Consider the following 23,981-nt stretch of genomic DNA (forward strand, 5'->3'; position numbering starts at 1 on the left):
AATAAATGACTAAGGATGAAGGGATGAAAATACGTCTACTCGCCGCCGCCGTAGCCGGCGCGGTCATGTTATCCGCTGGCGCCCAGGCGCAGGACACGGCCGCCCCGGAGGGGTATCAGCTGCAGCAGGTGCTGATCATGAGTCGTCACAACCTTCGCGCGCCGCTGGCCAATAACGGCAGCGTGCTGGAGCAGTCCACCGCCAAAGCCTGGCCGCAGTGGGATGTGCCGGGCGGCCAGCTGACCACCAAGGGAGGCGTGCTGGAGGTGTATATGGGCCACTATATGCGCGAATGGCTGGCGCAACAGAAGCTGGTGACCAGCGGGGAGTGCCCGCCGGAAAACGCCGTTTACGCCTACGCTAACAGCCTGCAGCGCACCGTCGCCACTGCGCAGTTCTTTATCACCGGCGCGTTCCCGGGCTGCGGCATTGCGGTGCATCATCAGCCGCAGATGGGCACCATGGACCCGACCTTCAACCCGGTTATCACCGACGACTCCCCGGCGTTTCGCGAGAAAGCGCTGCAGGCGATGGAAAAAGAGCGCCAGGGGATGCAGTTGACCGAGAGCTACAAGCTGCTGGAGACGATGATCGATTACCGTAACTCGCCCTCCTGCAAAGAGAAGCAGGTCTGTTCCCTGAGCGAGGGTAATGATACCTTTAGCGCCGGTTATCAGCAGGAGCCGGGAGTGACCGGACCGTTGAAGGTGGGCAACTCGCTGGTAGACGCCTTCACCCTGCAATACTATGAAGGCTTCCCGAAAGATCAGGTGGCGTGGGGGGAAATCACCAGCGATAAGCAGTGGCAGGTGCTGTCGAAGCTGAAAAACGGCTACCAGGATAGTCTGTTTACCTCGACGGCAGTGGCGCAAAATGTGGCCAAACCGCTGGTTAAATATATCGATAACGCGCTGGTGGGCGAGGGAGCCAGCAAGGCGAAAGTCTCCCTGCTGGTGGGACACGACTCGAATATCGCCTCACTGCTGACGGCGCTGGACTTTAAGCCCTATCAACTTCCTGGCCAGTACGAGCGCACGCCTATCGGCGGCAAACTGCTGTTTCAGCGCTGGCACGACAGCGGCAGCAACCGCGATCTGATGAAGATTGAGTATGTCTATCAGAGCACTGAGCAGCTGCGTAATGCCGACCCATTGACGTTACAGACCCCGCCGCAGCGGGTCACGCTGGCGCTTAACGGCTGCCCGGTCGATGACCAGGGATTCTGCCCGCTGGAGACCTTTAAAAAGGTGATCAACGAGGCAGCGAAATAATGAAAAAACCCGGAGCAATCCGGGTTTTTAGCAGGTTAGGATGAGACTCAGCAGGGATAAACACCCTATACGTTTTTACGCTCAATCGTCTGTTCACCCCAGAACAGTGCATCTTTATCGGTTTTGGCAAAGGCCAGCGCCAGCACTTCGTCGCTGCCTTCCTCCCAGATTTGCTCAGCCAGTTTTTCATCGTAGTGGGCAACTTCGAAAATCGCCTCGGCGATCTCCGGCGAGGTGTTACGTAAACTTGCCCATTCGCCGACGCGATGTGCTTTTGCTTCTTGAGTTGGCATAGTGCTCCTCCTGCGGAAGATTAGCCGTGCAGTTTAACGGCCAGTTTGGCGACATGTTCACCCTGATAGCGGGCGATGGCTAACTCTTCCTCGCTTGGCTGACGCGAGCCGTCGCCGCCGGCAATAGTGGTGGCGCCATAAGGCGTCCCGCCGCGGACCTGGGAGATGTCGAACAGCTCCTGTGCGCCGTAGCCGATCGGGACAATGATCATCCCGTGGTGGGCCAGCGTCGTCCAGGTGGAGGTAATGGTTTGTTCCTGGCCGCCACCGGTGCCGGTTGAGCTGAATACGCTGGCGATCTTACCGTACAGCGCGCCGGATGCCCACAGGCCGCCGGTCTGATCGAGGAAGGTGCGCATTTGTCCGGACATATTGCCGAAACGAGTCGGGGTACCAAAGATGATGGCGTCATACTCAGCCAGCTCCTGCGGCGTGGCGACAGGCGCGTTTTGCGTTTTCCCGCCTGCTTTGGCAAACGCTTCTGCTTGCATGGTTTCCGGCACGCGCTTCACAACCACTTCAACGCCGTCCACCCGGTTCGCCCCATCGGCGACGGCGTGAGCCATGGTTTCAATGTGTCCATACATGGAATAATAAAGCACCAGAATTTTAGCCATTTCCATCACTCCTCGGTTGCATTATAAGCCAGCCAAATAGCTGGTACCTTTAAAGATAAAGCCTCTGCCGAAGAGTGCAAATCCAACGGGCATTTATTTGATTTATAACAAAATGACAAAACATTATTTACTTTTCCTTGCGCAGCGCGGCCTGAGCGGCTGAGAAGCGGGAAGCGATGCCTACGCTATACTGGCCGGTGCGGCGAGGATGTAGCATCAGGATACATTTTTTGCTGACTATTTTTTCTTCGGCAGCAGAGCAGGTTAGCGCCATCAGGCGGCGCGAGGGGATTTTTTTCGCCAGGCTTTGTTTCTGAATGTGACATTTGCCATCGTCACCGGCAGTCATTCACTAACCTTATAGATACGCGGCAGAACAGCGGCGTCGCCGCTCCCGCGTAATGCACTATGATGTCTAACCTAATGGAGGTCAGTAATGGCAAACCATCGTGGCGGTTCAGGCAACTTTGCTGAAGACCGTGAAAGAGCATCAGAAGCAGGACGTAAAGGTGGCCAGCATAGCGGGGGGAATTTTAAAAATGACCCTCAGCGCGCCTCAGAGGCTGGCAAAAAAGGGGGTAAAAACAGTCATGGTAGTCGTGAGAGTTAACGCGCGACTGGCACTGTTCTCTTTGATGCGGTGTTAATCTCCCCGACCCAACCGCATCGCCCTCGCCGCCGGCATCTGCCGGCGGTTTTTTTTAGCTGTCGGAGGTTGCGCTCCCGCCGGGCCGATTGCACACTGGTCGCCCGTTTATCGTCATGGCTGTCTTATGTCTTCGTTAAAATTCTCCGTTAGCCGCCAGGAAGCGCTCCTTATCATGATCACCATGTTCTGGGGAGGGACGTTCCTTGCCGTACAGTATGCGGTCAGCCTCAGTGGGCCGCTGTTTTTTGTCGGCCTGCGTTTCGCGACCGCCGCGCTGGCGGTGGGCCTGCTCTCGCTCCGCACCCTGCGCGGCCTGACGTGGCTGGAGGTGAAGGCGGGGGTGGCGATTGGCGTGGCGATTGCGCTGGGGTATGGCCTGCAGACCTGGGGGCTGCAGTCGATCTCCAGCAGCAAGTCTGCCTTTATCACGGCGATGTATGTGCCGCTGGTGCCGCTGCTGCAGTGGCTGTGCCTGGGGCGTATGCCAGGGGTGATGTCCTGCGTGGGGATTGTGCTGGCCTTTATCGGTTTGATCCTGCTGGCCGGGCCGGAAAATAATCTGTTGGCGCTTGGCGTGGGGGAGATGATCACTCTGGCGAGTGCGCTGGCGATCGCCGCGGAGATTATCCTTATCAGCGCCTGGGCCGGAAAAGTGGATGTCCGACGGGTGACGGTGGTGCAGCTGGCGACCGCGTCGCTGGTGGCTTTCGCTGCCATGAAGCCGGCCGGTGAGTCGGTGCCGCCGTTGACGCCGACGCTGCTCGGCGTGGCGCTGGGGCTGGGCATTTTCAGCGCGATCATTCAGGTGACCATGAACTGGGCGCAGCGCAGCGTCTCGCCGACGCGGGCCACGCTGATCTATACCGGCGAACCGGTATGGGCCGGTATTTTTGGCCGGCTGGCCGGCGAGCGTCTGCCGCTGCTGGCCCTCCTTGGCTGCTTCTTTATCCTCGCGGGAGTGCTGGTGAGCGAGCTGAAGTGGAAGCGCAAACCGCCGCCGCAGATGTCAAAGAATGACGATGCGCAGCCGCTCCCGGACCTGGCCGATCGTCGCGAGCCGTAATTTTACGCTTCTGATCCTACAGCGGCGCTTATCCTGGCTGGCCTGCTCGTCCGGCTCTGATCGTCTCCAGGCCCGCGCAAGCGCAGCGCCGCCGGGCGATAGCATCAGGCACTGCGTCGCTTTTCTGCCGGGTGGCGGCTGTCGCCTTACCCGGCCTACGTTCATACGACCTGTCGTTAATTTATTCACCATTGTTGCTGAAACTGCCGGTGCTGACGGCCTCAACATCGCTGAGACGTTCCCGGCAGGCCGGATGGCGGCATAAATGCCTTATCCGGCCCACCCGCTCCCTGCGCCAACGCCGCGCTAATGTGGCTTAAACCGGCGTTACTCTGGCCTCCTTCGCCTCCCGAGTCCCGCGATGAAGCAGCGCGTGCAGCAGGATCGCCCCGAAGGTGGCGGTACCAATCCCGCCCAGCGTAAAGCCGCCCAGCGACAGCGCGAAATCGCCGGCGCCCAGCACCAGGGTCACAGACACCATGATCAGATTGCTGTTCTGGCTGAGGTCGACGCGGTTTTGCACCCAGATCCGCGCCCCGGCGACGGCGATCAGGCCAAAGACCACGATCGAGGCGCCGCCGATCACCGGCCCGGGAATGGTGTGGATTAATGCGCCAAACTTCGGCGAGAAGCCCAGCAGCATGGCAATCAGCGCGGCAGCGACAAAGACCAGCGTCGAGTAGACCTTGGTCACCGCCATGACGCCAATGTTCTCCGCATAGGTGGTGACCCCGCTGCCGCCCACCGAACCGGAGAGCATGGTCGCCAGCCCGTCGCCGACGAAGGCGCGTCCCATGTACGGGTCCATATTGCGCCCGGTCATCCCGGCGACGGCCTTCAGGTGCCCAAGGTTCTCGGCCACCAGGATCACCGCGACCGGGGCAATCAACATCATCGCCTGGCCGTTAAAGGATGGGGGGGTAAAGTGCGGCAGCCCGAACCACGCCGCCTGGGCGAGGGGGGAGAAGTCCAGCGGTTTGCCGAGGCCAAAGCCGTTAGCCAGCAGGGCGTACAGCGCGCAGGCGACGATCAGGCCGACCAGGATCAACAGACGCTGCAGCATCCCGCGGGTAAATACCGCGACTATGCCGATACAGAGCACAGTCAACACCGCCATCCAACTGTCGAAGGCGCTGGCGGACACGCTGCGCACAGCAATCGGCGCCAGGTTCAGGCCGATAGCCATCACCACCGCCCCGGTCACCACCGGCGGCATCAGGCGCTCGATCCAGCGGGTGCCGATCTTCATCACCACCAGACCGATCAGGGTGTAGACCAGCCCGCAGGCGATGATCCCGCCAAGGGCGACGCTCAGATGAGGGTTCAGCCCCTGGCCATTAAAGCCGGTAATGGCGATCACCACCCCGACAAAGGCGGCGCTCGAGCCGAGATAGCTCGGCACCCGTCCGCCGGTGACGACAAAGAACAGCAGGGTGCCGACTCCCGACATCAGTATCGACAGGTTAGGGTCGAGCCCCATCAGCAACGGCATCAGCACCGTTGCGCCGAACATCGCAACGGCGTGCTGCACGCCCATCACCAGCGTTTGCCCGGCCGATAAGCGTTCATCGGGCGCGACGACGCCGGATTCGGCGGCGGGGGAGGTCAGCTTCCAGCGAGGAAAATCGAAGAGTGCCATGATGATATCCCGGGTTAAAGGTTAACAAGCGGGTCGCATAAGCGTGTGATAGCCGCGGTCAAACCACATCAGACCCCGGGGTTCCGGGTGACGGGTAATGGCCACGACGTGACAAAACAGGATGTCGTGCGTGCCGACGCTGACGCGCTGGTCGATGCGGCAGTCAAAGCTGACCAGCGCCGCCTCCAGCCGCGGGCAGCCGGTGGCGCCGGTCTGCCAGTCGGCGGCGGCAAAGCGCTCGTCCATCGCCGTTTTTCCGCCAAACAGCGTCGACAGCGCCTCCTGTCCCGCCGCCAGGGTATTGACGCACAGCGTGTGATGTTCGCTGAACACCGGCCACACCGAGGCCGAGCGGTTCAGGCAGACCAGCAGGGTCGGCGGCGTGTCGGTAACGCTGCAGACCGCGCTGGCGGTAAATCCCGCCCGGCCCGCCGGGCCATCGGTGGTAATAATGTTAACCGCGGCGCCGACGTGGGCCATGGCGTCACGGAAACTCGCTTTGTCCGCTAACTCCATCGTAAACTCCTTATGCCAGCAGGCAGGCTTCATCAAAGGACAGACGCGGCAGGCGGCCGTACAGTTTGCCGGGGTCGCCATAGCCGATGTTCACCAGCAGGTTGCTTTTCCAGCCATTGTCGGCGAAAAACGCCGCATCGACTTTTTCCCGGTCGAAGCCGGACATTGGCCCGGTGTCGAGGCCCAGCGCCCGGCAGGCGAAAATCAGATATGCCGCCTGCAGGGAGCTGTTGCGAAACGCGGTCTCCTCCGCCAGCTGCGGGCTGGAGGTGAACCAGCTGCGGGCGTCACCGTGGGGAAAGAGGGTCGGTAGCCGGTCGTAAAAGGCGCAGTCCCACGCCACGATGGCGGTCACCGGCGCCTGCATGGTTTTTTGCAGATTGCCGCTGGAGAGCGTCGGGCGAAGTTTCTCTTTGCCTTCCGCGCTGCGCACAAACACGATGCGCGCCGGCGAACAGTTGGCGGAAGTCGGCCCCATTTTCATCAGGTCCCAGACTGCCTGCAGCTGCGCATCGCTCACTGGCTTATCCAGCCAGCCGTTGTGGGTTCGGGCCTGGGTAAACAGCGTCTCGCAGGCCGTCTGGTTTATCGCGTCGTTCATCGGGTCTCCGTGGCGACCGGCAGCATAGCGGCCAGCCCGTCGCGTAAAATGGTATTAAAGGTATCGGCGTCGGTGACGTTACAGGCATGGCCGCCCCATAGCATTTCCACGTGCTGGCTGCCGGAGATAGCCGTCTGCAGCACGCGAGAGCAGGAGGCCGGGACCAGCAGGTCGTCAGCGGCGCTGATAATCAGCGTCGGGCAGGCGATGGCCGCCGCGCGACGCGAAAAATCAGCCTGCTTCAGGGCCTGCAGCCGCTTCAGCAGGTTCTCCTTGCCCTGAAAATGGCTGATGGCAAGCGCATCTTCCGCTTCGAGGCGCGGCAGGCGCGCGGCCATCCATTCCGCCGGGTAGAGAAACAGCGGCTGTGCTTCGACCCACGCCTGCGCGCCGCCGGCATGCAGCAGACGCTCGCGCACCAGGAAGCAGCGGCGGGTGTGTGGCGACAGCGACAGCCAGCCGTTGACCAGCACCAGGGCGCTCACCGCCTCGGGGCGATCGAGCGCCAGCTGCAGGCCAATTAGCGCCCCCAGCGCGTGGCCCACCAGCGCGAAGCGGGCGATCCCCGCCGCCTGCAGAGCGCTGAACAGCTCTCCGGCCATCGTCGCCATGCTGTAGTCGGCGGGCAGCGGACCGGCGTTCTCCCCGGTCCCGTTATGGTCATAACTCACCAGCTGATACTGTTCCTCCAGCGCCGCGCGCTGCGCCAGCCAGTAGCCGCCGCCGCCGCCCAGACCGGCGCTGAGGACCACCACCGGCGCGCCGGGCCATGGGGCTGGAGCAATATTGAGCCTCATCATGTCGGGGTGCCGATATGGGCGACGCTGGCGATTTCCACCAGCGCATCGGGTTTCACCAGACCGCACTGAATGCAAAAGCGCGCGGGTTTATCGCCGGGGAAAAACTCGGCGTAAACCTCGTTAATCGCGGCGTAATTTGTCCAGTCGGTGATAAAGATGCTGTTGAAAGTCACATCCGCCATACTCCCGCCCGCCGTTTCGATAACGCTCTTGATGGTCTCCAGCACGTGGCGGGTTTGCGCCTTTGGGTCGCCGATGTGCACCACATTATTTTGCTTATCAAACGGCAGAGTGCCGGAGACGTAGACCACGCCATCGGCGAGCGTCCCCGGAACAAAGGGGGCAATCGGCGTGGTAGTGCCTGGCGGAATGATCACCTGTTTAGGCATAACGTTTCTCCTTGGCTAAAGACAGCGGGGTGGCAGGGGATAGCGCGCGGCAGAAGCTCTCGACGTCGCTGACCCAGCCGAAAAAGGTTTCAATATTGAACAGCGCCGCCTGCTGGGCGAAGGCCGGGCCGGCCTGATGGGTGGCATCCTCCAGCACCACGCCGAAGTATTCGAGGAAGAAGCCATCGCGCAGCGTCGATTCGACGCAGACGTTGGTGGCGATCCCGGTGAACACCAGGTGGCGTATACCGCGGCTGCGCAAAATGCTGTCGAGCGGGGTGTTAAAGAAGCCGCTGTAGCGCGGTTTCGGCAACACGATGTCGCCTTCCTGCGGCGTCAGCTCGTCCACCAGCTGATAATCCCAGCCGCCTTTCGCCAACAGCTTGCCCTGCAGCTCCGGGCGCTGACGCATCGTTTTCAGCGCATTGGACTTGTGGTAGTTCGGCGAGCCCGGGCCGCCGGCTTCAACATACTGGTCATCCCAGCCATTCTGGAACCAGATAATCAGCATGCCCGCGGCGCGGGCGGCGGCGACGGCGGTATTAATATTGTCGATAACCGGCCGGGTGGCGGAGACGTCAAAGCCGGCAAGATCCAGATAGCCGCCCTGGCTGGCGTAGGCGTTCTGCATATCGACAACAATCAGCGCGCTCTGCTGCGGCGCGAAGGTCAGGGATTCCGGGCGAGCGGGAAGGGTAATCATCAGGCCACCTCACGGGTAACAGGAGCAATGTGGTCCCGGCAGCGCATCAGCGGCTGAATGCGTTCGCCAAAGGCGTCGATGCCGGCAAGAAAATCATCAAAGGTCAGCAGCACGCCGTCGGTGCCGGGCACGCTCGCTACTTCATCAAGCATACGGGCGACGCTGGCATACGATCCGACAAGGGTGCCCATGTTGATATTGACCGCCGAGGTTGGGTCGGCCATCTGGCGCACGTTGGTATCGCTGCCGGAGCGGGTGTCTTTCTGACTCTGCTCGGTGAGCCACGCCAGCGCTTCTTCATCGGCGCCCGCTTTGTAGTGCTCCCATTTGGCGCGCGCCGCTTCGTCGGTTTCGTCGGCGATCACCATGAACAGCACATAGGAGCCTACGTCACGGCCGGTTTTTTCCGCCGCCTGCATCATGCGCGCTGCGGTCGGCGCGAAGGCCGTCGGCGTGTTGACCCCTTTGCCAAAGCAGAAGTTGTAGTCCGCGTGCTGGGCGGAGAAGGCCATACCGGCGTCGCTCTGCCCGGCGCAGATCACCTTCATCGGCTGCGAAGGGCGCGGGCTGACCCGGCAGTCGTTCATGGTGAAGTAATCGCCTTTGAAATCGCTGCGCCCGGTGCCCCACAGGTCGCGTAGCACCTGAACGTATTCGGTGAGATAGTCATAGCGGCTGGCGAAATAGTCATCCCCCGGCCACATGCCCATCTGGTCATATTCCGGTTTTTGCCAGCCGGTCACCAGATTGACGCCAAACCGGCCGCCGGAGATGGAATCGATGGTGGAGGCCATCCGGGCGACGATCGCCGGCGGCAGCGTAAGGGTGGCGGCGGTGGCGTAGATCTGGATCTTCGAGGTCACCGCGGCCAGGCCGGCCATCAGGGTGAAGGACTCCAGGTTGTGATCCCAAAATTCTGTTTTCCCGCCGAAGCCGCGCAGCTTGATCATGGAGAGCGCGAAGTCGAAATGGTAGTGCTCGGCTTTCTGCACGATAGCCTTATTCAGTTCGAAGGTCGGCATATACTGCGGAGCATGGGTGGAGATCAGCCAGCCGTTGTTGCCAATGGGAACGAAAACACCAATTTTCATACCTACCTCTCTACAGTCATGGAAGATGGGTTGCGGTGGTGCGGCATCCTGCCTCTCCCTGGACCACCTCGCAGAACAGGTAAAGCAAACGCGATGCCAGTTTTATAAATGTTAATGTTATTAATGTGTTGCTATTGGGTTGCTAAAAAGGACGATAAAAAAGTGGACTGGATGGTCAAAATCAGTGCACGAAAAAACGGCAGTCATGCGCAATCAGGGTGCATGGGGTCGTGTCGGCGAAGGGCTTTTGCTATGCTGGTGGCGTCAACTGAAGGAGAGGATGTATGGCACAGGGCGCGGTGAAGAAAAACGGCAAACGTTCACAAGCGGTCAGCGCCAAAAAGGAGGCCATCCTGGCCGCCGCGCTGGAGGCATTTTCGCAATTTGGTATTCACGGTACGCGGCTGGAGCAGGTAGCTGAGCGCGCCGGGGTGTCGAAAACCAATCTGCTTTATTACTACCCTTCGAAAGAGGCGCTGTACGTGGCCGTTCTGCAGCAGATCCTCGCCATCTGGCTGGCGCCGCTGAAGGCCTTTCGCGAGGATATCAGCCCGCTGGTGGCGATCCGCGAGTATATTCGCCTGAAGCTGGAGGTGTCCCGCGATCACCCCCAGGCCTCGAAGCTCTTCTGTCTCGAGATGCTGCAGGGCGCGCCGCTGCTAATGGGTGAGCTGACCGGGGATCTGAAAGCGCTGGTCGATGAGAAATCGGCGATTGTCTCCGGCTGGATCGACCGCGGCAAGCTGGCGCCGGTCGATCCGCAGCATTTAATCTTTATGATCTGGGCCACTACCCAGCATTACGCCGACTTCGCCACCCAGGTAGAGGCGGTCACCGGCGCCACGCTGCAGGACGCGGCCTTTTTTGAGCAAACGGTCGATAATGTCCAGCGGATGATTATCGAAGGCATTCGCGTCCGTTAGTTAATTGGCCGGCGGCAGCGGGCAGCTTTGATCGCCGTCCTCGCACTGCAGCAGTGAGGCGAGGAAAGATTCCCGCTCCACGCTCTTATCGGTCATGCACTGGCTCAGCAGCATCGGCTGCATGCTGCCGCCTTCCGCGCCGGACGCGAGGAAGGCGCAGTCGGCGTCGCGCAGAGCAATCCATGCCTGCTGCGCCTGTTTCAGTAATGTCTGCTGTTTACCCGCCGCCCGCTGCAGAGCCTGCTGCCAGGTGTCGTTCAGTTTTTTGTCGGCCGCCTGAAACTGCGCGGCCGCGCACTGATTCATTTCGGTTTGGGTGTTGGCGTTGCTGCACTCGTCCGCCAGCGCCGCGCCGCTGGCCAGCAGGGCCGCCACGGCAAATAACATGCGTTTCATTGTTCTGCTCCCATAAAAAAGGCTCCCGTCAGGGAGCCCTAATTAAGCACAGCTGACGTCGGCTGTCATTAGCTGATCGCATCGCAGATAGCCCGGATGGCGGCGCACAACGCCTTATCCGGGCTACCCTTTACGGTGTTATGTAGCCCCGGTAACACAGCGCCACCGGGGGGCCCGGGTTAGCCGATGGTCATCAGGCTGGCGTTACCGCCTGCCGCCGCGGTGTTGACGCTCAGCGAACGCTCGATATACAGCCGCTCCAGCAGCAGATTGGTTTCGCCGCGGGCGAAGCCCTGCACGGAGACAATCGCCCCGTCGCGCGCCGCCACCTGCTCGCACAGCTCGCGCAGCTGGTCGGAATCGCCGTGATAGATAACCGCGTCGAAGGCCTGACCGGGCAACTGATCCGCTTTGGCAAAACGGATCCGCTCGCTGACGTCCCGCGGCAGTTTCTTCGCCAGATCGCGCTGCAAGGCGCTGTCCGGCCACAGCACTTCACAACCGACCGCCAGCACAGCCGCCAGCTGGATCAGCGCATCCTGCTCATTATCCGCCACGCACAGCACGCGCTCGCGGGGCATCAGCGTCAGGGTGTTGCGCTCGCCGGTTGGCCCCGGCAGCAGGCGTTGGGTGCCGCTTTGTGCCTGCTCGCTGTACTGCTGGCACAGCGCCTGCAGCTCAGGTCGGCCCGCCGCCCACTGCTGCAGCGCCTGCAGTGGTTTTTCCAGCAGCGTTTTCAGCTGGGCGTCCAGCGGACGCTCTGCATCCTGGCGGGCGAAGGTCACGCCAACGGCGCCCTGCGGTCGGCTGGAAAGCAGACGGTAAAGGTACAGCGGGCCGCCGGCTTTTGGACCGGTACCGGACAACCCTTCGCCGCCGAACGGCTGCACGCCGACCACGGCGCCAACCATATTGCGGTTGACGTACAGGTTGCCCACCTTCGCGCTGCCGGTGACCTGGGCGATGGTCTCGTCGATGCGGGTATGCACGCCGAGGGTCAGGCCGTAACCGGAGGCGTTAATCTGCTCCACCAGTTTATCCAGCTCGTTACGGTTATAGCGCACCACGTGCAGCACCGGGCCGAAAACCTCTTTTTTCAGCTCGTCAAAGCTGTCGAGTTCGATAAGCGTCGGCGGCACGAAGGTCCCTTGCTTCCATTCGCGGGCGTCTTCGCTATTCTCGCGCACCGCCTGATAGACGGTGCGGCCTTTGGCGCGCATCGTCTGAATATGGCGTTCGATATTCTCTTTCGCTTCTGCATCGATAACCGGACCGATATCGGTGGTCAGGCGGCCCGGATTGCCCATCCGACACTCGCTCATCGCGCCGCGCAGCATGGTTAAGGTGTGGTCGGCTACCTCTTCCTGCAGGCAGAGGACGCGCAGGGCGGAGCAGCGCTGGCCGGCGCTGTCGAATGCGGAGGCCAGGACGTCGATCACCACCTGCTCGGTGAGCGCCGACGAGTCGACGATCATCGCGTTCATCCCGCCGGTTTCGGCGATCAGCGGCGTCGGGCGTCCCTGAGCGTCGAGGCGGCTGGCGATATTGCGTTGCAGCAGGGTGGCCACTTCGGTGGAGCCGGTGAACATCACGCCGCGCACGCGCTCATCGGATGTCAGCGCGGCGCCGACGGTTTCCCCGCGGCCCGGCAGCAGTTGGATCACCCCTGGCGGCACGCCGGCTTCCAGCAGGATCGCCACGCCCTGGGCGGCGATCAGCGGCGTCTGCTCGGCCGGTTTCGCCAGCACGCTGTTGCCGGCCGCCAGCGCGGCGGCAATCTGCCCGGTGAAGATCGCCAGCGGGAAGTTCCACGGGCTGATACAGACCACCGGACCCAGCGGACGGTGGGTTTCATTATCGAAATCGTCGCGCACCTGGCCGGCATAGTAGTGGAGGAAGTCAACGGCTTCGCGCACTTCGGCGATGGCGTTGCTGAAGGTTTTACCCGCTTCGCGCACCAGGATCCCCATCAGGGTCGGCATCTGGCTTTCCATCAGCACCGCGGCGCGCTCGAGAATGGCGGCGCGCTCCTGCGGCGGGGTGGCGAACCAGATTGGCGCGTTGTTGATAGCGCTGGTCAGTGCCTGCTGCACTTCCTCATCGCTGGCTTCGCGGACGTAGCCGACAATGTCCTTTGGCTCAGCCGGGTTGACTACCGGCTGCATCTCGCCTTCGGCTACCGGCTGCTCCAGCATCGGCAATGCCTGCCATTTATGCAGGGCGCTGTTGAGCAGGGAAGAGGAGAGGGAGGCCAGACGATGCTCGTTAGCCAGATCCAGACCGGCGGAGTTGCTCCGGCCGCTGCCGTAGAGATCGCGCGGCAGCGGGATTTTCGGATGCGGCAGGCCGGCCTGGCCTTCCTGCTGCGCCAGTTTTTCTACTGCGCTGACCGGGTCGGCCACCAGCTCGTCCAGCGGCAGGGTATTGTCCGCAATACGGTTGACGAAGGAGGTATTGGCGCCGTTCTCCAGCAGACGACGCACCAGATACGCCAGCAGCGTCTCGTGGGTGCCCACCGGGGCGTAGATCCGGCACGGCCGGTTCAGTTTGCCGTCGGCGACTTTGCCCACCACCTGCTCGTACAGCGGTTCGCCCATGCCGTGCAGGCACTGGAACTCATACTGGCCAGGGTAGTAGTTCTGGCCCGCCAGCTGGTAGATAGCCGCCAGGGTATGGGCGTTGTGGGTGGCGAACTGCGGATAAATCAGGTTCGGCACCGCCAGCAGCTTTTTCGTGCAGGCGAGATAGGAGACGTCGGTGTAAACCTTGCGGGTGTAGACCGGATAGCCTTCGAGACCTTCCATCTGCGCGCGTTTGATTTCGCTGTCCCAGTAGGCGCCTTTCACCAGACGGATCATCAGGCGACGGCGGCTGCGGGTGGCGAGGTCAATCAGGTAATCAATGACAAACGGACAGCGCTTCTGGTAGGCCTGAATCACGAAGCCAATCCCGTTCCAGCCCGCCAGCTCCGGCTCGAAGCACAGTTTTTCCAGCAGGTCGAGAGAGATCTCCAGACGGTCCGCTTCTTCGGCGTCGATGTTAATGCCGATGTCATACTGGCGTGCCAGCAGGGTCAGCGATTTCAGACGCGGGTAGAGCTCTTCCATCACCCGGTCATACTGGGCGCGGCTGTAGCGTGGGTGCAGAGCCGACAGCTTAATGGAGATGCCCGGCCCTTCATAAATGCCGCGGCCGTTAGAGGCTTTGCCGATGGCGTGGATCGCCTGCTGATAAGAGACCATATAGGCCTGGGCGTCGGCGGCGGTCAGGGCCGCTTCGCCTAGCATGTCGTAAGAGTAACGGAAACCTTTATCTTCCAGCTTGCGGGCGTTGGCCAGCGCTTCGGCGATGGTTTCCCCGGTGACGAACTGTTCGCCCATCAGTCGCATCGCCATATCCACGCCCTTGCGGATCAGCGGTTCGCCGCTCTTGCCGATGATGCGGTTCAGCGAGCGGGAGAGGCTGGTTTCGTTGTGGGTGGAGACCAGTTTGCCGGTGAACAGCAGCCCCCAGGTGGCGGCGTTGACGAACAGCGACGGGCTGCGGCCAATGTGCGACTGCCAGTTGCCGTTGCTGATTTTGTCGCGGATTAGCGCATCGCGGGTGGCTTTATCCGGAATACGCAGCAGGGCTTCCGCCAGACACATCAGCGCCACCCCTTCCTGTGAGGAGAGGGAGAACTCCTGCAGCAGACTCTGCACCATGCCGGCGCGGCCGCTGGCGGTCTTCTGGTTGCGTAGTTTTTCCGCCAGTTGATACGCCAGCTTATGCGCCTGCTCGCCCAGCGGCTGCGGCAGTCGGGCCTGCTCCAGCAGCATCGGCACCGCGTCGGTTTCCGGGCGACGCCAGGCGGCGGTGATCGCCGCGCGGCTTACCGACTGCGGCAGGATCTGCTCGGCGAATTCGAGGAACGGCTGATACGGCTCTTCCGTTAATACGCTGGCGTCATCGCTTTCGTTGGCGGCCCCGGAGAGCAGCGCCGGTAGCTCGGGCAGCGTCTCATCGTTCTCCAGTTTTTCCAGATAATTGAAGATGGCCTGCTTAATCAGCCAGTGCGGCGTGCGGTCAATGCGGCTCGCGGCGGACTTAATGCGCTCGCGGGTTGCGTCGTCAAGCTTAACACCCATGGTGGTGGTGCCCATGCTCAAAACTCCTGTCATTTATCGTTAGCTTATGCGGTTGCATGGAAATATCCACTATGTTGCAACTTTGTGCAACCATGTTAATTATGGCTTGTGACGAAAGCCGTGAAATGGCGGATTTGTTAAAAATAATGCCTAAAATAGCAGAATTTTAACCCCGGGCTCATAGGGTATTTGTATGCGTGAGTTAACACTTTTGTTTGGTGCAACCTTTAAAAACGTGAGAGAGTGCAACCTCTCGCAAATTGACGTTTTGCGCCGTCGGATTTTCGTGTAAATGCTGTGTTAAATCGTTTGTGAAAAACCGAAGCTTCCGTCAGGATACGGTCGCCCAATTAAACAATGCGCCATTACCCCGTTCCGGTAGTGGAAAAAAACGACGAAGTTGGACGCTGTCGATAAAAATTCTGGAGACTTTGCATGGCTATTAGCACACCGATGCTGGTGACATTTATTGTTTATATTTTTGGTATGGTATTGATAGGGTTTATTGCCTGGCGTTCGACCAAAAACTTTGATGATTATATTCTCGGGGGGCGGAGTCTGGGGCCATTTGTGACCGCGCTTTCCGCCGGGGCCTCGGACATGAGCGGTTGGCTGCTGATGGGCCTGCCGGGTGCCATTTTCCTCTCCGGGATTTCCGAAAGCTGGATTGCCATCGGCTTAACGTTGGGGGCGTGGATTAACTGGAAGCTGGTCGCCGGGCGCCTGCGCGTGCATACCGAGGTGAATAATAACGCCCTGACGCTGCCTGATTATTTTACCGGCCGTTTTGAAGATAAAAGCCGGGTGCTGAGAATTATTTCGGCGCTGGTTATTCTGCTGTTCTTTACTATCTATTGCGCCTCGGGAATTGTGGCGGGGGCGCGTCTGTTTGAAAGCACCTTTGGCATGAGTTATGAAACCGCGCTGTGGGCCGGCGCGGCGGCGACAATTATCTATACCTTTGTCGGCGGCTTCCTCGCCGTCAGCTGGACGGATACCGTGCAGGCCAGCCTGATGATTTTCGCGCTGATCCTTACCCCGGTAATCGTGATTATATCCGTCGGCGGTTTTGGCGATTCGCTGGAAGTCATTAAGCAGAAGAGTATCGAAAATATCGACATGCTGAAAGGGCTGAACTTCGTGGCGATTATTTCGCTGATGGGCTGGGGACTGGGCTATTTCGGTCAGCCGCATATTCTGGCGCGCTTTATGGCGGCGGATTCGCACCACAGCATCGTCCACGCGCGTCGCATTAGTATGACCTGGATGATCCTCTGCCTCGGCGGGGCGGTGGCCGTCGGCTTCTTTGGCATCGCCTACTTCAATAACAACCCGAGCCTGGCGGGCGCGGTTAACCAGAACGCCGAACGCGTGTTTATCGAGCTGGCGCAAATCCTGTTTAACCCGTGGATTGCCGGGATCCTGCTGTCGGCGATTCTGGCGGCGGTGATGTCCACCCTGAGCTGTCAGCTGCTGGTTTGCTCCAGCGCGATTACTGAAGATCTGTATAAAGCCTTCCTGCGCAAAAACGCCGGTCAGAAAGAGCTGGTCTGGGTGGGCCGTATGATGGTGCTGGTGGTTGCCCTGGTGGCCATTGCCCTGGCGGCCAACCCGGAGAACCGCGTGCTGGGTCTGGTGAGCTATGCCTGGGCCGGTTTCGGCGCCGCCTTTGGCCCGGTGGTGCTGTTTTCGGTGATGTGGTCGCGTATGACCCGTAACGGCGCGCTGGCCGGGATGGTGATTGGCGCCCTGACCGTGATCGTCTGGAAGCAGTTTGGCTGGCTGGGCCTGTATGAAATTATTCCGGGCTTTGTCTTCGGCAGCATCGGGATTGTGGTCTTTAGCCTGCTGGATAAAGCGCCGTCAGCCAGCATGCAGCAGCGCTTCGCTGAAGCGGATGCCCACTACCATACGCCGCCGCCGGTACGCGCCACGGCTGAGTAAGCTCATCTGACGCTCACGAGCCCGCCGCTGGCGGGCTTTTTATTGCCTGTTGCCGGGCCGGAATATTATAACCCTTGCTAATTATTTGAAAATCCGCTGATATTTCCTGACTAATAACAATGAGGATAGCAAAGATGACGTTCAGACAGGGTGCAATGGCGCTGGTGCTGGCAGGGTTACTCAGCGGCTGCGCGGCGGGTGGAAGTTCATCGACCAGCGCGCCGAAGCCCGGCGCCTGCCCGGCGGATCAGTCCATGGTGCAAACCACGCTTTACTTCGGTCTGAGCCGCCCGGCGGGGAAAGACATCACCGCTGAAGAGTGGCAACAGTTTGTCGACCGCGACGTCACGCCGCGCTTTCGCGACGGGCTGACGGTGTTTGATGCCCACGGCCAGTGGCTTGGCCAGAATGGTCAGGTGGTGCGGGAGCAGAGCAAGGCGCTGATGGTGATCCATGGCCACGACGCGCAGAGCGAGACCGGTATTGAGGCCCTGCGCGAGGGCTATAAATCGCGCTTCGCGCAGGAGTCGGTGATGCGTGTCGACCAGGCGGTCTGCGTGCAGTTCTGAGTAAACGGCGGGGGCAGCCCCGCCGTTTGTCTTACAGCACCAGCCCGGCGAAGCTGGCGGAAAGCAGGCTCACCAGCGTGGCGCTAAACACCAGCCGCAGGCCGAAGCGGGAAACGATATTGCCCTGCGGTTCATTCAGGCCTTTGATCGCCCCGGCGATAATGCCGATTGAAGCAAAGTTAGCAAACGACACCAGGAAGACCGAGAGAATGCCGAGCCCGCGCGGCGTCATGCTGGCGGCAATCTTTTGCAGCTCAATCATCGCCACAAATTCGTTAGCGACCAGCTTGGTGGCCATGATGCTGCCGGCGTTCAGCGCATCGCTCAGCGGAATGCCGATAAGCCAGGCTAACGGATAGAAGACGTAGCCGAGGATCTGCTGGAAGCTGAGGCCAAATAGGGTAGCGAACAGCGCGTTAATGGCGCTGATCAGGGCGATAAAGCCGATCAGCATCGCCAGAATAATAATCGCCACTTTAAAGCCGGCCAGAATATATTCCCCGAGCATTTCAAAGAAACTCTGTGATTCATGCAGCTTCTCCAGCTTTATTTCCTGCTCGCTGCCCGGCCGCGTCGGGTTAATCACCGACAGCACGATAAAGGTGCTGAACATATTCAGGATCAGCGCCGCGACGACATATTTGGCGTCCAGCATGGTCATATAGGCACCGACGATCGACAGCGATACGGTCGACATGGCCGTCGCCGCCATGGTGAACAGACGCCGTGAGGAGAGGTCGCCCAGTACGCCTTTGTAGGCGATGAAGTTTTCCGACTGGCCGAGGATCAGTGAGCTGACGGCGTTAAAAGATTCCAGCTTACCCATGCCGTTGACCTTCGACAGCAGGGTGCCAATCACGCGAATAAAAATCGGCAGGATCCGCCAGTGCTGGAGAATACCAATCAGCGCGGAAATAAACACAATCGGACACAGGACGCCAAGAAAAATAAAGGCTAAGCCTTTTTCGCTCATGCCGCCAAAGACGAAATTGGTCCCTTCGGCGGCAAAGCCTAACAGCGAAGCAAAAAAGCCGGAAATATTTTTTACCAGCCACAGGCCGCTTTCGGCGTGCAGGAAAAAGAAAGCGAGCGCTATTTCTATAATAATCAACTGGAGAATATAACGAATACGAATTTTTTGTCTGTCGTAGCTGACAAGCCAGGCCAGGGCGAGGATCACCGCCAGCGCCAGCAGGAAATGAAAAAATGCAGTCATGTTGTTCTTTTCGCAGGTCAATAAGGCCGCCATTTAGCCATAGCCGCCGCGACGGGTAAATATCTGGCGTAAAAAATCCTTTGCTTATTCTTTTCCCTCATAACAGGCGAATATTTTCATAAGTCATTATTTGCCAGCGATTTATTTACAGATAGTCATCATTCTCTAAACATTTCGCTTGTGTTTCTGAGTATTGTAATGATAATCACTATCATAAATATTACTTGTTTTTGCATTCGTTGACGGTGCTTTACATTTAAGGGTATTGGCATGTTTGTCCCATTTCTCATTATGTTACGCGAAGGCCTGGAGGCGGCGCTGATTGTCAGCCTGATCGCCAGCTATCTGAAACGCACCCAGCGCGGCAACTGGATTGGCGTGATGTGGATTGGCGTGATCCTCGCAGCGGCGCTGTGTCTTGGCTTAGGCATCTTTATCAACGAAACCACCGGGGAATTTCCTCAGCGCGAACAGGAGCTGTTCGAAGGGATCGTCGCGGTCATTGCGGTGGTGATCCTGACGTGGATGGTCTTCTGGATGCGCAATGTCTCACGCAACGTCAAGCAGCAGCTGGAGCAGGCCGTGGATAAGGCGCTACAGCGCGGCAATCACCACGGCTGGGCGCTGGTGATGATGGTCTTTTTCGCGGTCGCCCGTGAGGGGCTGGAGTCGGTCTTCTTCCTGCTGGCGGCATTCCAGCAGGACGTTGGCATCTGGCCGCCGCTGGGGGCGATGCTGGGGCTGGCCACGGCAATCGTGCTGGGTTTCCTCCTCTACTGGGGCGGTATCCGTCTCAACCTTGGCGTGTTCTTCAAATGGACCAGCCTGTTTATCCTGCTGGTGGCCGCTGGCCTGGCGGCGGGGGCGATCCGCGCCTTCCACGAGGCGGGCCTGTGGAACCTGTTCCAGGAGACCGCCTTCGATCTGAGCACTGTGCTGTCGACGCATACGCTGTTCGGCACGCTGCTGGAAGGGATCTTCGGCTACCAGGAGACGCCAAGCGTCAGCGAAGTGGCTGTCTATCTGCTTTATCTGATCCCGGCGCTGGTGCTGTTTGCGCTGCCGCCGCGAAATAATACGACTGCCTCGCGGGCTGCCTGACCGGGCGCTGCGAGCTTATAAGCGACACTCTACTTACCGAAAGGGATGATCATGATGATTCATTTTCGCCGTAATGCGCTGCGGGTGACCGTGGCCGCGCTGCTCAGCTCTGCATTCGGTGCTCAGGCTGCGGATATCCCGCAGGTCAAAGTCACCGTCAACGACAAACAGTGCGAGCCGATGCAGGTGACCGTTAACGCGGGTAAAACCCAGTTTATTATTCAGAACCACAGCCAGAAAGCGCTGGAGTGGGAGATTTTGAAAGGGGTGATGGTGGTGGAAGAGCGCGAAAACATCGCGCCGGGCTTTACCCAGAAGCTCACCGCAAACCTGCAGCCGGGCGAATATGACATGACCTGCGGTCTGCTCACCAACCCGAAAGGCAAACTGATCGTCACCGGCGCCGCCACCAAAGACGCGGCGAAAGCGGATGCGGTGCTGAGCCTCGGCGAAGCGATCACCGCTTATAAAGCCTATGTGACGGCGGAAACCGCGCAGCTGGTCAGCGGCACCAAAGCCTTTACCGACGCGGTGAAAGCTGGCGACATCGAAAAAGCGAAAGCGCTGTACGCCCCGACGCGCCAGCATTACGAGCGCATTGAGCCGATTGCTGAGCTGTTCTCTGACCTTGACGGCAGCATCGACGCCCGCGAAGACGATTTCGAGAAAAAAGCGGAAGATCCGAAATTCACCGGATTCCACCGTCTGGAAAAGGCGCTGTTTGGCGATAACAGCGTCAAGGGCATGGAAAAATATGCCGATCAACTGAACAGCGATGTGCTGGAGCTGCAAAAGCGCATCAGCGAGCTGGCGTTCCCACCGTCAAAAGTCGTGGGCGGGGCGGCAGGATTAATTGAAGAAGTCGCAGCCAGCAAGATCAGCGGTGAAGAAGATCGCTACAGCCATACCGACCTGTGGGACTTCCAGGCCAATATTGACGGCGCGCAGAAAATTGTCGATCTGCTGCGCCCGCAGCTGCAAAAAGAGAACAGCGCACTGCTGGCTAAAGTGGACGCCAACTTTAAGAAAGTGGACAGTATCCTCAGCAAATACCGCACCAAAGAGGGTTTCGAAACTTACGATAAGCTGACCACCGCTGACCGTAATGCGCTGAAAGGGCCGATCACCACCCTGGCGGAAGATCTGGCTCAGCTGCGCGGGATCCTGGGTCTGGACTAAGTCGATGGCACAACAGAAACCACACGACGTGAACGAGCCGTCACGTCGTCGCTTACTGAAAGGGATCGGCGCGCTTGGCGGCGCGCTGGCCATCACCGGCGGCTGCCCGGTGGCGCATGCGGCAAAAGCGGAAAGTTCCCCCGGGACGCTCACACCTGACGCGCGCCAGGAAAAACAGCCATTCTATGGCCCGCACCAGGCGGGTATTCTGACGCCGCAGCAGGCCTCGATGATGCTGGTGGCGTTCGATGTGCTGGCGTCAGATAAAGCCGACCTCGAGCGTCTGTTTCGGCTGCTGACCCAGCGTATCGCCTTTTTAACCCAGGGCGGCCCGGCGCCGGATACGCCTAATCCGCGTCTGCCGCCGATGGATTCCGGCATCTTAGGGCCGTGGATTGCCCCGGATAATCTGACCATCACCGTCTCGGTCGGCCATTCGCTGTTTGATGAGCGCTTTGGTCTCGCGGATAAAGCGCCGAAAAAGCTGCAGCCGATGACTCGCTTCCCCAATGATTCACTGGATGCCGCCCTGTGCCATGGCGACCTGCTGCTGCAGATCTGCGCCAATACTCAGGACACGGTGATCCATGCCCTGCGCGATGTCATCAAACATACGCCGGATTTGCTCAGCGTGCGCTGGAAGCGGGAAGGGTTTATCTCCGATAGCGCGGCGCGCAGCAAAGGCAAAGAAACCCCCATCAACCTGCTGGGTTTCAAGGACGGTACCGCTAACCCGGCGAGCCATGACAGCGCGCTGATGGATCAGGTCGTGTGGGTCACGGCGGATCAGGACGAGCCGGCCTGGGCGGTGGGCGGCAGCTATCAGGCGGCGCGCATCATCCAGTTCCACGTCGAGTTCTGGGACCGGACGCCGCTCAAGGAGCAGCAGACCATCTTCGGCCGCGACAAGCACACCGGTGCGCCGCTGGGGATGAAAAACGAACACGATACCCCGGATTACAGTAAAGATCCTAACGGCGAGACGATCGCGCTGGATAGCCATATTCGTCTGGCCAACCCTCGCACGCCGGAAACCCAGTCCAGCCTGATGATGCGCCGCGGCTACAGTTATTCGCTGGGAGTCACTAATGCCGGGCAGCTGGATATGGGGCTGTTGTTCGTTTGCTATCAGCACGATCTGGAAAAGGGTTTTCTGACGGTGCAGAAACGGCTTAACGGCGAGGCGCTGGAGGAGTACGTCAAACCCATCGGCGGGGGCTACTTCTTTGTTTTACCCGGCGTGGTGGATGATAAGCACTACCTGGGACAGACGCTGCTGCAGGCCTGATACCGACCCTGTCCGCAAGGGCAGGGCGTTTTCTGCTGTTTTTCTCTTTTTTATTATATTTCCTGCCATGTGTTATATTTCTGTAATACAAATGACCGATAGTCTCCTACACTTGCTTAAGAACTATTTGTTGCGTCATTGTGAAAAATAAGTTGCATTAAGAATCTTATTTGATGTACTTATTACATACGCGGTAGTTCCCGGCAGTGTGACGTTTCACTATGGAGATCGCGAATGGTAAGGTCCCGTACCGGACAACGTAAAACCACAGACCGTACTCTTCAGCACGGAAGCCCCGCTTCCGGCAGCGATTTTCTCACTCTTTCTCCCTCCGCTTCGAATTATTACCACCTTGGCAGGGTACGCGGTGCGCGTAGCCGCGACTCGTTGTCAGTTCTACCGGCAAGCAATGGCTTACAAGGAAGCCAAACCTCAATCGTTCGTGCGCATAGTCGCGTCGATGTTGACGCGTGTGATGTAAACCTACAACGCAAGGTGCTATCCATGGGAAGACAAAAAGCAGTGATCAAAGCTCGTCGTGAAGCAAAACGTGTGCTGAGACGGGATTCACGCAGCCATAAGCAGCGTGAAGAAGAATCGGTCACATCGCTTGTGCAAATGAGTGGCGTAGAAGCAATTGGCATGGCGCGGGACAGCCGTGATACTTCCCCAATTGAGGCGCGCAATGAGGCTCAGGCGCATTATCTGAATGCCATCGACAATAAACAGCTGATTTTCGCCACCGGCGAAGCCGGATGCGGCAAGACCTGGATCAGTGCGGCGAAGGCAGCTGAAGCGCTGATCCATAAGGATGTGGACAGAATTATTGTTACCCGTCCCGTTCTGCAGGCCGACGAAGATCTCGGCTTCTTACCGGGAGATATCGCCGAGAAGTTCGCGCCCTATTTCCGACCGGTTTACGACGTGCTGGTGAAAAGGTTGGGGGCTTCCTTTATGCAGTACTGTCTGCGTCCGGAAATCGGCAAGGTGGAAATCGCGCCGTTCGCCTATATGCGCGGACGTACTTTTGAAAATGCGGTGGTGATTCTGGACGAGGCCCAGAACGTGACCGCAGCGCAAATGAAGATGTTTTTAACCCGCCTCGGGGAGAACGTGACGGTCATCGTCAATGGCGATATCACCCAGTGCGACTTGCCCTCAGGGGTGCGGTCCGGCCTGAGCGATGCGCTGGCGCGTTTTGAGGAAGACGAGATGATCGGCATCGTGCGTTTCACCACCGATGACTGCGTGCGCTCGGCCCTCTGCCAGCGGACGCTGAAAGCCTATTATTAATCGTCATACTGTGAGCAAGGCCCGGGCGAGCCCGGGCTTTGTTGTTTTTGGGGGGCCTTCCGGCGGCGCTGTGCATAGCGGGCTACCTGGCGGGTACGGTCTGGTAGCCCGGGAGAGGCATTGATGCCGACCCCGGGGATGTCTGCGGTGCCACATGCGAAAAAAAAGCCCGTACTTGCATACGAGCTCTTCTTAAAATATGGCGGTGAGGGGGGGATTGACTCGCTTCGCTCGCCCCTGCGGGGCAGCCCGCTCGCAGGCTCGCGGTCTGTCCAACTGGCTGCGCCAGTTGTCGAACCCCGGTCGGGGGTTC

At 59.5% G+C, this 23,981-nt stretch carries 23 protein-coding genes; 10 read left to right on the forward strand and 13 right to left on the reverse strand.

All coding sequences use genetic code 11. The features are described from left to right. Positions 1 to 23: 23 nt before the first annotated feature. Entirely contained in the window at positions 24 to 1,271 is a 1,248-nt protein-coding gene (gene agp / locus ABLU50_RS03290; RefSeq protein ID WP_087832948.1) for a bifunctional glucose-1-phosphatase/inositol phosphatase, read from the forward strand. Positions 1,272 to 1,336: 65 nt separating this feature from the next. Here agp and ABLU50_RS03295 read toward each other — a convergent pair whose 3' ends face one another. The 3 genes from ABLU50_RS03295 to ABLU50_RS03305 all read right to left on the reverse strand — a co-directional run bounded on the left by ABLU50_RS03295 (position 1,337) and on the right by ABLU50_RS03305 (position 2,530). Continuing rightward, positions 1,337 to 1,564 (reverse strand): YccJ family protein, encoded by a 228-nt coding sequence (locus tag ABLU50_RS03295; RefSeq protein WP_008805934.1) that lies wholly within the window; start codon positions 1,562 to 1,564, stop codon positions 1,337 to 1,339. 20 nt (positions 1,565 to 1,584) lie between these two features. Next, positions 1,585 to 2,181 (reverse strand): NAD(P)H:quinone oxidoreductase, encoded by a 597-nt coding sequence (wrbA, locus tag ABLU50_RS03300; protein WP_002898704.1) that lies wholly within the window; start codon positions 2,179 to 2,181, stop codon positions 1,585 to 1,587. Between the two features lie 127 nt (positions 2,182 to 2,308). Further along, positions 2,309 to 2,530, reverse strand: coding sequence for a hypothetical protein (locus tag ABLU50_RS03305; RefSeq protein WP_049116017.1), 222 nt, complete (start codon positions 2,528 to 2,530; stop codon positions 2,309 to 2,311). 87 nt (positions 2,531 to 2,617) lie between these two features. Here ABLU50_RS03305 and ABLU50_RS03310 point away from each other — a divergent pair, with 87 nt between their 5' ends. Together ABLU50_RS03310 and ABLU50_RS03315 are read left to right on the forward strand one after the other, a co-directional pair. Further along, positions 2,618 to 2,791 carry a general stress protein gene (locus ABLU50_RS03310; protein ID WP_002898708.1) on the forward strand — a complete coding sequence of 58 codons (174 nt, stop codon included), beginning with the start codon at positions 2,618 to 2,620 and terminating at the stop codon, positions 2,789 to 2,791. A 163-nt stretch (positions 2,792 to 2,954) separates the two neighbouring features. Beyond that, positions 2,955 to 3,893, forward strand: a complete 939-nt coding sequence (locus ABLU50_RS03315; protein ID WP_064189303.1) for a DMT family transporter — start codon at positions 2,955 to 2,957, stop codon at positions 3,891 to 3,893. Between the two features lie 316 nt (positions 3,894 to 4,209). Here the strand turns inward: ABLU50_RS03315 and rutG are convergent, their stop codons facing one another. Genes rutG through rutA form a run of 7 tightly spaced genes read right to left on the reverse strand, consistent with a single transcriptional unit; the run spans position 4,210 to position 9,632 of the window. Further along, complete coding sequence (gene rutG, locus ABLU50_RS03320; protein ID WP_004204500.1) at positions 4,210 to 5,532, reverse strand: pyrimidine utilization transport protein G; 1,323 nt, start codon at positions 5,530 to 5,532, stop codon at positions 4,210 to 4,212. A gap of 21 nt (positions 5,533 to 5,553) precedes the next feature. After that, on the reverse strand, positions 5,554 to 6,048 hold the full coding sequence (gene rutF, locus ABLU50_RS03325; RefSeq protein WP_012968592.1) for an NADH-dependent FMN reductase RutF: 495 nt from the start codon (positions 6,046 to 6,048) through the stop codon (positions 5,554 to 5,556). Positions 6,049 to 6,058: 10 nt separating this feature from the next. After that, positions 6,059 to 6,649: a malonic semialdehyde reductase gene (locus ABLU50_RS03330; RefSeq protein ID WP_064187610.1), complete on the reverse strand. Its 591-nt coding sequence runs from the start codon at positions 6,647 to 6,649 to the stop codon at positions 6,059 to 6,061. Continuing rightward, positions 6,646 to 7,449, reverse strand: a complete 804-nt coding sequence (gene rutD, locus ABLU50_RS03335) for a pyrimidine utilization protein D (RefSeq protein WP_087832949.1) — start codon at positions 7,447 to 7,449, stop codon at positions 6,646 to 6,648. The genes ABLU50_RS03330 and rutD overlap by 4 nt, the downstream gene beginning before the upstream one ends. Continuing rightward, the gene (gene rutC, locus ABLU50_RS03340; RefSeq protein ID WP_004204505.1) at positions 7,446 to 7,838 is read right to left on the reverse strand and encodes a pyrimidine utilization protein C; all 393 of its coding nucleotides are present in this window, start codon (positions 7,836 to 7,838) and stop codon (positions 7,446 to 7,448) included. Before rutC ends, rutD begins: the two co-directional genes overlap by 4 nt. Continuing rightward, positions 7,831 to 8,541 carry a pyrimidine utilization protein B gene (rutB, locus tag ABLU50_RS03345; RefSeq protein ID WP_004204506.1) on the reverse strand — a complete coding sequence of 237 codons (711 nt, stop codon included), beginning with the start codon at positions 8,539 to 8,541 and terminating at the stop codon, positions 7,831 to 7,833. Before rutB ends, rutC begins: the two co-directional genes overlap by 8 nt. Next, positions 8,541 to 9,632 carry a pyrimidine utilization protein A gene (gene rutA, locus ABLU50_RS03350; RefSeq protein WP_004204507.1) on the reverse strand — a complete coding sequence of 364 codons (1,092 nt, stop codon included), beginning with the start codon at positions 9,630 to 9,632 and terminating at the stop codon, positions 8,541 to 8,543. The genes rutB and rutA overlap by 1 nt, the downstream gene beginning before the upstream one ends. A gap of 284 nt (positions 9,633 to 9,916) precedes the next feature. Between rutA and rutR the strand changes: the two genes are divergently transcribed. Further along, entirely contained in the window at positions 9,917 to 10,555 is a 639-nt protein-coding gene (rutR, locus tag ABLU50_RS03355) for an HTH-type transcriptional regulator RutR (protein WP_004204508.1), read from the forward strand. Here rutR and ABLU50_RS03360 read toward each other — a convergent pair whose 3' ends face one another. Together ABLU50_RS03360 and putA are read right to left on the reverse strand one after the other, a co-directional pair. Further along, positions 10,556 to 10,951: a lysozyme inhibitor LprI family protein gene (locus ABLU50_RS03360; RefSeq protein ID WP_023317894.1), complete on the reverse strand. Its 396-nt coding sequence runs from the start codon at positions 10,949 to 10,951 to the stop codon at positions 10,556 to 10,558. Between the two features lie 179 nt (positions 10,952 to 11,130). Beyond that, positions 11,131 to 15,093, reverse strand: a complete 3,963-nt coding sequence (gene putA / locus ABLU50_RS03365; protein WP_348864549.1) for a trifunctional transcriptional regulator/proline dehydrogenase/L-glutamate gamma-semialdehyde dehydrogenase — start codon at positions 15,091 to 15,093, stop codon at positions 11,131 to 11,133. Between the two features lie 420 nt (positions 15,094 to 15,513). On the opposite strand from putA, the gene putP reads away from it, so the two are divergent. Together putP and ABLU50_RS03375 are read left to right on the forward strand one after the other, a co-directional pair. Next, positions 15,514 to 17,022, forward strand: a complete 1,509-nt coding sequence (gene putP, locus ABLU50_RS03370; RefSeq protein ID WP_004147889.1) for a sodium/proline symporter PutP — start codon at positions 15,514 to 15,516, stop codon at positions 17,020 to 17,022. Between the two features lie 134 nt (positions 17,023 to 17,156). Further along, the gene (locus ABLU50_RS03375; RefSeq protein WP_087832951.1) at positions 17,157 to 17,591 is read left to right on the forward strand and encodes a DUF3574 domain-containing protein; all 435 of its coding nucleotides are present in this window, start codon (positions 17,157 to 17,159) and stop codon (positions 17,589 to 17,591) included. Between the two features lie 31 nt (positions 17,592 to 17,622). Here ABLU50_RS03375 and ABLU50_RS03380 read toward each other — a convergent pair whose 3' ends face one another. Beyond that, on the reverse strand, positions 17,623 to 18,807 hold the full coding sequence (locus ABLU50_RS03380; RefSeq protein WP_087832968.1) for a nucleoside transporter C-terminal domain-containing protein: 1,185 nt from the start codon (positions 18,805 to 18,807) through the stop codon (positions 17,623 to 17,625). Between the two features lie 270 nt (positions 18,808 to 19,077). On the opposite strand from ABLU50_RS03380, the gene efeU reads away from it, so the two are divergent. From efeU to phoH, 4 genes are all read left to right on the forward strand, one after another. Then, positions 19,078 to 19,908, forward strand: a complete 831-nt coding sequence (efeU, locus tag ABLU50_RS03385) for an iron uptake transporter permease EfeU (protein ID WP_004204515.1) — start codon at positions 19,078 to 19,080, stop codon at positions 19,906 to 19,908. Positions 19,909 to 19,959: 51 nt separating this feature from the next. Continuing rightward, a complete protein-coding gene (efeO, locus tag ABLU50_RS03390) occupies positions 19,960 to 21,087 on the forward strand; it encodes an iron uptake system protein EfeO (protein ID WP_017901109.1) in 1,128 nt (375 codons plus the stop codon). 4 nt (positions 21,088 to 21,091) lie between these two features. Then, positions 21,092 to 22,375, forward strand: coding sequence for an iron uptake transporter deferrochelatase/peroxidase subunit (efeB, locus tag ABLU50_RS03395; protein ID WP_048323645.1), 1,284 nt, complete (start codon positions 21,092 to 21,094; stop codon positions 22,373 to 22,375). Positions 22,376 to 22,879: 504 nt separating this feature from the next. Then, positions 22,880 to 23,668, forward strand: coding sequence for a phosphate starvation-inducible protein PhoH (gene phoH, locus ABLU50_RS03400; RefSeq protein ID WP_002898923.1), 789 nt, complete (start codon positions 22,880 to 22,882; stop codon positions 23,666 to 23,668). The last annotated feature ends 313 nt before the right edge of the window (positions 23,669 to 23,981 follow it).

The organism is Klebsiella sp. GG_Kp173 (assembly GCF_040062415.1).
Taxonomy (GTDB): Bacteria; Pseudomonadota; Gammaproteobacteria; order Enterobacterales; family Enterobacteriaceae; genus Klebsiella; species Klebsiella quasipneumoniae.

Excerpts from the sequence above, each read along its gene's own strand:
- rutA (WP_004204507.1), bottom strand. The coding sequence starts at position 9,632 with ATGAAAATTGGTGTTTTCGTTCCCATTGGCAACAACGGCTGGCTGATC.
- agp (WP_087832948.1), top strand. The coding sequence starts at position 24 with ATGAAAATACGTCTACTCGCCGCCGCCGTAGCCGGCGCGGTCATGTTA.
- ABLU50_RS03305 (WP_049116017.1), bottom strand. The coding sequence starts at position 2,530 with ATGACTGCCGGTGACGATGGCAAATGTCACATTCAGAAACAAAGCCTG.
- rutC (WP_004204505.1), bottom strand. The coding sequence starts at position 7,838 with ATGCCTAAACAGGTGATCATTCCGCCAGGCACTACCACGCCGATTGCC.
- ABLU50_RS03330 (WP_064187610.1), bottom strand. The coding sequence starts at position 6,649 with ATGAACGACGCGATAAACCAGACGGCCTGCGAGACGCTGTTTACCCAG.
- ABLU50_RS03375 (WP_087832951.1), top strand. The coding sequence starts at position 17,157 with ATGACGTTCAGACAGGGTGCAATGGCGCTGGTGCTGGCAGGGTTACTC.
- ABLU50_RS03295 (WP_008805934.1), bottom strand. The coding sequence starts at position 1,564 with ATGCCAACTCAAGAAGCAAAAGCACATCGCGTCGGCGAATGGGCAAGT.
- ABLU50_RS03315 (WP_064189303.1), top strand. The coding sequence starts at position 2,955 with ATGTCTTCGTTAAAATTCTCCGTTAGCCGCCAGGAAGCGCTCCTTATC.
- rutR (WP_004204508.1), top strand. The coding sequence starts at position 9,917 with ATGGCACAGGGCGCGGTGAAGAAAAACGGCAAACGTTCACAAGCGGTC.
- phoH (WP_002898923.1), top strand. The coding sequence starts at position 22,880 with ATGGGAAGACAAAAAGCAGTGATCAAAGCTCGTCGTGAAGCAAAACGT.
- efeO (WP_017901109.1), top strand. The coding sequence starts at position 19,960 with ATGATGATTCATTTTCGCCGTAATGCGCTGCGGGTGACCGTGGCCGCG.
- rutG (WP_004204500.1), bottom strand. The coding sequence starts at position 5,532 with ATGGCACTCTTCGATTTTCCTCGCTGGAAGCTGACCTCCCCCGCCGCC.
- rutB (WP_004204506.1), bottom strand. The coding sequence starts at position 8,541 with ATGATTACCCTTCCCGCTCGCCCGGAATCCCTGACCTTCGCGCCGCAG.
- wrbA (WP_002898704.1), bottom strand. The coding sequence starts at position 2,181 with ATGGCTAAAATTCTGGTGCTTTATTATTCCATGTATGGACACATTGAA.
- putP (WP_004147889.1), top strand. The coding sequence starts at position 15,514 with ATGGCTATTAGCACACCGATGCTGGTGACATTTATTGTTTATATTTTT.
- efeU (WP_004204515.1), top strand. The coding sequence starts at position 19,078 with ATGTTTGTCCCATTTCTCATTATGTTACGCGAAGGCCTGGAGGCGGCG.
- ABLU50_RS03310 (WP_002898708.1), top strand. The coding sequence starts at position 2,618 with ATGGCAAACCATCGTGGCGGTTCAGGCAACTTTGCTGAAGACCGTGAA.
- putA (WP_348864549.1), bottom strand. The coding sequence starts at position 15,093 with ATGGGCACCACCACCATGGGTGTTAAGCTTGACGACGCAACCCGCGAG.
- ABLU50_RS03360 (WP_023317894.1), bottom strand. The coding sequence starts at position 10,951 with ATGAAACGCATGTTATTTGCCGTGGCGGCCCTGCTGGCCAGCGGCGCG.
- ABLU50_RS03380 (WP_087832968.1), bottom strand. The coding sequence starts at position 18,807 with ATGACTGCATTTTTTCATTTCCTGCTGGCGCTGGCGGTGATCCTCGCC.
- rutF (WP_012968592.1), bottom strand. The coding sequence starts at position 6,048 with ATGGAGTTAGCGGACAAAGCGAGTTTCCGTGACGCCATGGCCCACGTC.
- efeB (WP_048323645.1), top strand. The coding sequence starts at position 21,092 with ATGGCACAACAGAAACCACACGACGTGAACGAGCCGTCACGTCGTCGC.
- rutD (WP_087832949.1), bottom strand. The coding sequence starts at position 7,449 with ATGATGAGGCTCAATATTGCTCCAGCCCCATGGCCCGGCGCGCCGGTG.